Source organism: Syntrophomonas sp. UBA5494 (genome assembly GCF_002426325.1).
In genome coordinates, this window is record NZ_DIPG01000001.1 from 13139 (window position 1) to 21243 (window position 8105).

The 8105-nt window shown below is 46.8% G+C and carries 8 protein-coding genes and 2 pseudogenes; 8 read left to right on the forward strand and 2 right to left on the reverse strand.

Going from position 1 to position 8105, the window contains the following annotated elements; translation table 11 throughout:
- On the reverse strand, positions 1 to 92 hold a 92-nt coding region (locus B3W37_RS00075; RefSeq protein WP_483174428.1), incomplete at its 3' end, for a DUF433 domain-containing protein.
- Between the two features lie 786 nt (positions 93 to 878).
- Between B3W37_RS00075 and B3W37_RS00080 the strand changes: the two genes are divergently transcribed.
- The 4 genes and pseudogenes from B3W37_RS00080 to B3W37_RS00095 all read left to right on the forward strand — a co-directional run bounded on the left by B3W37_RS00080 (position 879) and on the right by B3W37_RS00095 (position 3300).
- Positions 879 to 1022, forward strand: a complete 144-nt coding sequence (locus tag B3W37_RS00080; protein WP_483174417.1) for a hypothetical protein — start codon at positions 879 to 881, stop codon at positions 1020 to 1022.
- Positions 1023 to 1238: 216 nt separating this feature from the next.
- Positions 1239 to 1907 carry a DUF3298 and DUF4163 domain-containing protein gene (locus B3W37_RS00085; RefSeq protein ID WP_483174418.1) on the forward strand — a complete coding sequence of 223 codons (669 nt, stop codon included), beginning with the start codon at positions 1239 to 1241 and terminating at the stop codon, positions 1905 to 1907.
- A 260-nt stretch (positions 1908 to 2167) separates the two neighbouring features.
- Positions 2168 to 2278, forward strand: a pseudogene (locus tag B3W37_RS00090) (type II toxin-antitoxin system RelE/ParE family toxin); the annotation flags it as partial.
- Positions 2279 to 2553: 275 nt separating this feature from the next.
- Positions 2554 to 3300, forward strand: coding sequence for a histone deacetylase family protein (locus B3W37_RS00095; protein WP_483174420.1), 747 nt, complete (start codon positions 2554 to 2556; stop codon positions 3298 to 3300).
- Positions 3301 to 3443: 143 nt separating this feature from the next.
- Here the strand turns inward: B3W37_RS00095 and B3W37_RS00100 are convergent, their stop codons facing one another.
- The gene (locus B3W37_RS00100; RefSeq protein ID WP_483174421.1) at positions 3444 to 4271 is read right to left on the reverse strand and encodes a methyl-accepting chemotaxis protein; all 828 of its coding nucleotides are present in this window, start codon (positions 4269 to 4271) and stop codon (positions 3444 to 3446) included.
- A gap of 903 nt (positions 4272 to 5174) precedes the next feature.
- On the opposite strand from B3W37_RS00100, the gene B3W37_RS00105 reads away from it, so the two are divergent.
- From B3W37_RS00105 to B3W37_RS00120, 4 genes and pseudogenes are all read left to right on the forward strand, one after another.
- Complete coding sequence (locus tag B3W37_RS00105) at positions 5175 to 5309, forward strand: hypothetical protein (RefSeq protein ID WP_483171624.1); 135 nt, start codon at positions 5175 to 5177, stop codon at positions 5307 to 5309.
- Between the two features lie 56 nt (positions 5310 to 5365).
- Positions 5366 to 5455: pseudogene (locus B3W37_RS00110) on the forward strand (SEC-C metal-binding domain-containing protein); the annotation flags it as partial.
- A 242-nt stretch (positions 5456 to 5697) separates the two neighbouring features.
- Complete coding sequence (locus tag B3W37_RS00115; RefSeq protein WP_483174422.1) at positions 5698 to 7407, forward strand: SpaA isopeptide-forming pilin-related protein; 1710 nt, start codon at positions 5698 to 5700, stop codon at positions 7405 to 7407.
- A 121-nt stretch (positions 7408 to 7528) separates the two neighbouring features.
- Positions 7529 to 8089: a hypothetical protein gene (locus B3W37_RS00120; RefSeq protein ID WP_483174423.1), complete on the forward strand. Its 561-nt coding sequence runs from the start codon at positions 7529 to 7531 to the stop codon at positions 8087 to 8089.
- Positions 8090 to 8105: the final 16 nt, after the last annotated feature.

The following is an 8105-nucleotide window of genomic DNA, read 5'->3' on the forward strand; positions in this document are numbered from 1 at the left end:
AGAATAATGGAAACCATTATGCGGGTACCGGAAATACAAGCTTGCCCATGGCATACTTCTGGATTAACAGTAATTCGCTCTGTTAAATGCATTTGAGATCACCTCCACTGCCTCTTTCATTATTTTACACCAAATGAGATTATACTAACGATTATTTACAATATATTCCTTTGCGTTATTTTATAACTCCAGCAGCTCGTTTGGCCGCGCCAAGCTGGTAAATCCGATGCCCAAAAGCTATTTTGAACCTATTCGGGTGGGAAAGGTGGGATCAGCCCTGTCCCTGTGGGAGCGGGAAGAAATGAAAAAGTGCTGCGGTAAAGATGCCGGATGATGAAGATAAAACCGCAAGTGGCAAAGGATAATATCAGATTATTCATAATACTAAGTCCCTGGATTAATGAAGGAGCGAATGAGATGCGCAATTGGGCCAGGCCGGTGGGGCTCGGGGTAAGCTGGTATGACCACGCCCGCACTAAGGCTTACGGGCCTCGTTTAATGTCGGGCGTCTTTTCCACCCCAACTCCAATCGTCACACAGCTTTGCTGCACTTGCTGACGTGCGACTGATAATATCATCCGTATGGCTTCGCCCCGTACCGATGGCAGTGTCGTATCCACCGGTAGTAATGGCTTTAGGCGATCAATTAGACACTTACAAATATTTAGCCAAACTGATAAGGCTTTCTGTTATCGACGTTATTTCCTGAAGCGATGCCGAGAGTTCTTGGGTGGAAGCTGCTTGAGCGGCAGTAGAGTCTAATTGTCAAGCAGACTCATGATAACATCCGACATGTTTATTGCCTCCAAGTTGTCAAAAATAATTTCTCTATCTAGGCCGCAGCAGCCCGGTTGTATTTTGACCTGCGCCGCAAGGGCGTGACACCCCGCAGCACCATAGATGTTTTGATTGCCTTGACCGCCATGGAGAATAAGCTATTGCTGCTGCATGATAACCGCGATTTTGATCTTATGGCAGCTTGTAATAAGGGGTTAAGTATTCTTGACAAGCCTTATGTCTAATGGCAACCCGGCAAGCCGGATGGGTCTTTGCGTGTTAGGGCTTCCATACTAGCCTCGAGATTAACGCCAATCTGATAATTCATTCATCAAATCATCCAGCAGACGATTAACTTTGTCACCCTGCGGATAACCATAGTGAGCCCGATTTTGGCTTTTACTGTAACAGATTATCACTAAATATAGCAGCATGTCATATGCTATCAGGAGGTGATAACTTTGAAAAAGGCCATAAGCTTTAATACCATAGTAATTACTGAGGAAATGAAATATGACGGCGTTACTATTTTAAACTACCGAATAGAGTATCCTCAATTCGAGTCAGCTAATTACAAAAAGACCATAAAAGCCATAAACCAGTTTTACAAAGATGAAGCCCTGGCGCTTCAAAAAAATTTCCGTACCAAGCTTTATCAAATGGCAGTTGATCAGTATCTGGATGATATTAAAAACGGATTTCCGGTACATGTATTTGAAGCCCTGCAGACCTTTGAAGTAACTTATAACAGAGCCTGCATAATCAGTGCATATTTTGACAATTACCAGTATACCGGCGGAGCCCATGGCTTAACTGTCCGGACTTCTCAGACATGGAACCTGAAGACCGGGCGTAGGATTAAACTCAGAGCATTGTATAAGTGTTCCGGTGATTATAAAACATATATTAAAAAGAAAATTATTGAACAGATAAGGGAAAACCCTGATATTTATTTCGATAATTATGAGGAACTGGTAGAACAGACTTTTAATATAAACAGTTTTTACTGCACCTCGCAAGGAGTGGTAGTCTATTTCCAGCAATACGATATTGCCCCATATGCAAGCGGTATAAGAGAGTTTTTACTGCCATACAATAAATGCATAATCGATCCCGTCAGAAAATGTTAGTTTGTGAAGACTTATGAAACAGCGCAATTAGGCCCAAAGGCACAAACCACCCCCATAAATCAAGAGGTCGCTCCGGCAAAACGCAGGAACGGCCTTTTTGAATATGAGGGGCGATGGAGCGCGGACTATACATCATATATCAGGTAATAGCATACGGGTAAGCATGGGGAAGTTGCTTTACTGTGCCACCACCAGAGCTGTAGAAAAGCTCTATTTAACTTCCCTGGCCTTGAGGCATCTTTGTTTCTTTGATAGCATTTAACTACGAACTGGCCTACACCGTTATTGAAGAAGATGAAGAAAACGTTGTCGTCATACTGGCGGGTACCCGCGAAAACTTTTATAAAGAGCTGAAACGATACATGAAGTAATGATGACCTCCCCTGAACCTTTGGCGCCATGGCTTGGTGATATATCTTTTTACCCCCAAAATCAGTCCCGGCATAAAACACATAAATATTGCGGCTCCTAATCTAAGCCACATGGCCAACAATATAAACTAAATAGTTCGGACTTTGGGAAGTTACTGGACTGTCCCCGGTCACGAGAAGAATATGAGGAGATGCTTATCAATGCTGGTTAAATATCAGGAGCCAGCAACAGAAGGATGCCCCCAAGTTATGGCTGAAAAGGAGGATGAGCCGCAATGAAGGTTGTTTATCATGAGGATTATAACCAGGTTTACGCGTCCGATCCCGCCGCCTCCCCGGGCAGGATCCAGGCGGTGGTGGACGCCCTGCAGGGGAGGGTCACCTGGGCCAAACCGGAACCGGCCACAGAACTGGATATCCTCCAGGTCCATACCCGGAAACATGTGGAATCGGTAGAGCGGGAAGGCGTTTACGACATCGCCGCTCTGGCAGCCGGCGGGGCCATCATGGCCGCCCGGATCGGTTTGACCGAACCTTGTTTCGCCCTGATCCGACCGCCCGGGCACCATGCCTCGGCTGACAGCTCCTGGGGGTTCTGCTATTTCAACAATATGGCCATCGCCATCGATAAATTGGTACGCCAGGGCCAAATAAAGAAGGCTTTCATCCTGGACTTCGACCTCCACTTTGGCGACGGCAACGTCGATATCCTGGGCAATTGGGCCTACGTCACCATCCGCAACCCTTCCCGGCAAAGCCGCAGCGACTACCTGAAAGAGGTGGAGAAAGCGCTGGCAGATACCGATGCCGACATGATCGCTGCTTCGGCCGGATTCGACAATGCCGAAAAAGACTGGGGCGGGCTCTTGAAGACCGAGGATTACACCACCATGGGCCGGCTGATGCGGGAAGCGGCCCGGCGCAACCGGGGCGGCTGTTTCGGCATCTTGGAAGGCGGCTACAACCACGCCGTCCTCGGCCAAAACGTGCTGGCCTTTATCGAAGGGCTGGGCGGCGAATAAGTTGGCTAGGGGATGTTTTCGAGGATGATTGATATTGGAACTTTACCCCATGCGTAGGAAACCGTTGATCGGCTAATCGCAGCACGGTATGAGCTGACCTTTCAGGTATTTGCAGCAACTGATGGGAAGGGCAAACCGGACACTTACAAATATTTAGCTAAACTAATAAGGTTTTCTGTTACCGATGTTATTTCCTGAAGCGATGCAGCAAGTTCTTGGGTGGAAGCTGCTTGAGAGGTAGTAGAGTCTAATGATTTTTGGATGGCTGCTACCACTAGATCCATTTTTTCTTCTACTTCTTTGAGGATCTTATCTACTCCAATAGTAACTTCTTTTGACACATCGGCCAATTTCCTGATTTCTTCAGCTACAACGTAAAAGCCTTTGCCGGCTGCTGCGGCGTGGGCTGCTTCAATCATTGCATTTATACCCAATAATTTGGTCTGCTGAGCAATATTTCTGACCTGTTGCATAGCCTCTTTGACTTCGCCTGTGGTTGCCACTACCGTTTGTGTCAGGCTGGATATATGATTTGATTGAACCGATATCTGCTCGGCCCCCATGGCAATCTCGTTTGAAGCCTGCCCCAACTGCTCCATTGAGGTTAGCAATTTTTCGGAAATATCCAGTACTCCAGCCTGATATTTTCTGCTCTTTGATAAGCCCAAAACCCCCACCGGGATGTCCCGATTATCTGAGTCATATATTGGAACTGCGATCACATTGGCTTCAACCCCATAGATTTCCGGAGGGAGGTATCTGTTAATTACTTTCTTGATCTTAAGCGCCTCTCTTGCAGTGCCGCCTTCCTGTATGGGCTCTCCAACCGCAAAAAAGTCTCCCGGAGAATCCTTCCCTTTGACCAAACCCACAAATTGTTCTGTATCAGTAACCCACATACAGATACCTTCTGTGCAAAAGTGTTGTAAATATTTTAGATTATCACACAGACTCATAATAACATCTGACATGTTCATTGCCTCCAAGTTGTTAATAATAATTCCTCCATCTGGCCGCAGCCAATAGATGTTTACCGGTCTACTGCGGGTGCATATAAGCCCGAAGCATTATACAATTTACGCAGTATGATTCCAATGTTTTCCATTGGTGATTCCCCTTTATTTCACATTACTTGCCGAGGCCGTTAATTAATAGGCTGCAAAATTAGCTTTCAGAAAACAGCTTTCGGCAAGCGTTTCTGGAAAGGCAACGCAGCCAGGGTCAATCCAGCTTTATCTTTTTTTAGATAATTGCCTTTTCGCATTGATATAAATGACATACTGCAGAAACAGGTTCACCAAAATGCAGGCCAACCAGTACATAGCCTGGTCGAATGAGTTAGCGCCCCGATAATTTAAACAAAACTCATAAACATAATAGGCAGTTACCCCTGCGAACACGAATATAGAAGAAATAAGAAATTCTGACGACATGATCACTTTTTTAAAGTTTTCTGGCATGGGTCTTCTCCCTGTCGTTGTCTTACGTCTCAAAGCCCAAATACAATTATTCTCATCGCTAACGTTTGTTTACCGGCCATGAAGTCTGATTTGTAATAAACGCAAAATCCGTGCCATACGCCTTTTTTGATCTAATGTTTTGAAGTTGATTTACGAAGTCCGTAAATCCGTCACTTTGTACAACCCATTTCCCTTTTAATTATATTAAGATTGAGTTATGGCCCATTCAGTCGGCATTTGCTAAAAAAGATGACCGTATTTGAGACATGCCCAAGCAAGCTGATGTGTATCGAATTCATACACCCGTGCTCCCCATGTATATTTGCCGTTTTTTTCCTTGTGAACGTATGGAATCATTTTTAATGATTTAACCGGTAAACAACCCGGGCTCATTGCTGAAAGGAGATGCCCACTATGCCACTGACCATTATCCACAACGACATCACCAAAATGCACGTCGATGTCATCGTCAACGCGGCCAATGTGAACCTGAAAAGGCGGCCGATACTGAAGCCTTGCTGGAGAAGTACCAAGAGCAAAGCCGGTTGAGCAGCTCATCTAGGTGGGCCAAGCCGGTTGATCCGGTGCCTAAACGCTATTCTGAACCAATTCGAGTGGAAAAGGTAGGCCGCAATCAACCCTGCCCCTGTGGCAGCGGGAAGAAATACAAAAAATGCTGCGGTAAGGATGTTTGATAGCGGTCATAAATCGCAGCGGGGAGCGTCAACGATAACAGAAACAAGGAACTGCGATTTACCGGTGTATGGTTTATAGGGAAAACCTCCGTTTGCAAAAATCTCACAGCTTCTCCGCCGCTCAAAACTATTATACAATCACGTACTAAATTCCCGTTGAAAGTTACATTATTATTTTAGGAAAATTTTAGAATTGTACTGTAAAATAAAGTTAATTATGTATTTAGGAAGGGAAATGCCTGATGAAAAAGATTAGCGTACTTGTAGCGCTGATTCTGGCTCTGGTTCTGGTGTTTAGCTGCAGCCTGACCGCGTTTGCCGCTGCCGAACCTTACATCTCTGCCCACCCTCAAAGCGGGGAATACACGCTGGGGCAGGAGATCCCGCCTTTGAGCGCAACGGTTGACCCCGCAGGGTACACCATTTTGTCTTGGAAATGGTACACCGGTAACGGCGGTTATTTAGGCCAGGTTAACTCGACGCCTACTTGCACTTACAATCCTTTTATAAACCCACAGCCAGGCACCTATACTTATTACGCCGAAGTGACATTGCGCCAAGAATCTCTACAATTGGTATTAAGGCCTATTGTATTAAGGACCGACACGGTCACTATCAAGATCAAGCCCGCTGAGTCCGGTGAGCAGACCACACCCGCACCCAATGAGTTTAGGATCCAGAAGGTAGATGAGAATGACAATCCTCTGGCTGGAGCCAGCTTTCAGCTGATGGGGGAGCAGCATGCTTACACGTTCAGCAGCGGGCCCGACGGTCATGCCACCCTTACCGGTGTGGCTGACGGCGATTATGTCCTGAGCGAACAATCCGCCCCGGAGGGCTATATCAAATCCGACGACACTTATGAGGTCTCGGTGAAAAACGGCAGTATCTGGGTCTATATCGATGGAGCAGAGCGGCCTTACTCCCGGGTAGAGGAATTAGTTTTTGTAAACACCGAAAAAACTGATATACCTAAGCCCGACTCGGACCAAGAGATCAAGGTGCGGAAAGTGGACGGCAACAATCAGCCCTTGACCGGGGCAGTGTTTGAACTAAGAGGGGCTGATCCCGGGGACGAGGATTATCAGGCCACCAGCCAGGCTGACGGCTATGCCACTTTCCCCGCGATAGCCAATGGTACCTATGAGTTGAGTGAAAAGGCCGCCCCATCCGGTTACAACGGCTCCAGCGAGACCCATACAATCATAGTCAGCGAGAGTGGGGTATTCCGGGCCGATAGCGTCGCCGCCCTGTCGCCCTATACTACCCTGATCTATGTCAACCGCCCAATACCTCAGCTCAACAAAGACGATCATTTTGCCTATATGCAGGGCTACCCCGACGGATCTTTCGGCCCGGCCCGCAATATGACCCGGGCGGAAGCGGTGGTGATGTTCTCCCGGCTGCTGTCTGAGTCCATAGACCTAAATACGGATTATCGGAACAACTACTATCCCGATATCGACCAGAGTGCCTGGTATGCCAACCAGGTCTGCTATATGCAACAACTCGGGGTTTTGGAGGATTACTCCAGAGATGTGCGCTTCCGCCCCAATGACCCGGTCACCCGGGCGGAGTTCGCCACTTTAGCCGCCCATTTTGACAACCTGACCCTGACTAACACCAACATCTTCTCCGACGTGTCCGACAACCACTGGGCGGTGAAATATATCAACTCCTCGGCGGCAAAAGGATGGATCGTAGGTTATCCCGACGGCACTTTCAAACCGGAAGCCTATATCACCCGGGCAGAGGTGGTCACTCTAGTAGACAAAATCTTAAACCGTAGCGCCGACCAGTCCTATATAACCTCCAACTGGGATTCCCTGCCCCGGCACTACAATGACCTTACCCAGAGCCACTGGGCTTTCTGGAACATCATGGAAGCCTCCATAGGCCACGACTTCATCCCCGTCAGCGATGAAGAGCAGTGGACGCAGGTGTATGAGTAAAGTGTAGAGGTCATTGCTGACCGTTCAGATATACTTTCGCCTATCTTTGGATTATATGAAGGAATTTGCAGAAATTTACTAGAAATTTATGACATGCAGTAATCCTACTGGAAGGGCGGGTATGACCATGCATGCTGATAAAGAGAAGATCGCAAATGCTATCAAAATCCTGAACAAAATGGCTAATGGGTTAAATCCGGTTTCAGGCGAGAAATTGGATGAGAATTGTTTTCTTCACGATCCCCGCATGATAAGATGCCTATTCTTCGTGCAGAATGTTTTAAATCAAGTTGTCAAAGGAGAGGCTGCCGGCAGAGGCAAAATGGAATTCAGCATAACAGCCGAAGAAAAAGATCGTATTGAGTTTCCGGATGGCTTGATCGGAGTAAACGCTTTTGCCAGATGCGTCAATAATGTCATCGACCTGAGCAGAAGCCGTAAGATAACCGGAATGGAAATCAACAAGCAATTAAAGCAGATGGGGATTCTGAGCGAGGAACTCCTCGAAGACGGCAAGAAACGAACCAAGATCAATGAGAATTCCCACCAATACGGAATCGAGACGATGAGAAAAAACTATAACGGCGTTGAATATGATATGGTCTGTTTCAATGATGCCGGGAAGCAGTTTTTGTTAGACCATCTTGAAGAAATAGCCGCAGCGAAAGCTAAAGAAACCTGATGAAATACAATATATG

Coding starts and splice junctions, on each gene's coding strand:
- B3W37_RS00095 (WP_483174420.1), top strand. CDS start 2,554: ATGAAGGTTGTTTATCATGAGGATTATAACCAGGTTTACGCGTCCGAT.
- B3W37_RS00100 (WP_483174421.1), bottom strand. CDS start 4,271: ATGTCAGATGTTATTATGAGTCTGTGTGATAATCTAAAATATTTACAA.
- B3W37_RS00105 (WP_483171624.1), top strand. CDS start 5,175: ATGCCACTGACCATTATCCACAACGACATCACCAAAATGCACGTCGAT.
- B3W37_RS00115 (WP_483174422.1), top strand. CDS start 5,698: ATGAAAAAGATTAGCGTACTTGTAGCGCTGATTCTGGCTCTGGTTCTG.
- B3W37_RS00120 (WP_483174423.1), top strand. CDS start 7,529: ATGACCATGCATGCTGATAAAGAGAAGATCGCAAATGCTATCAAAATC.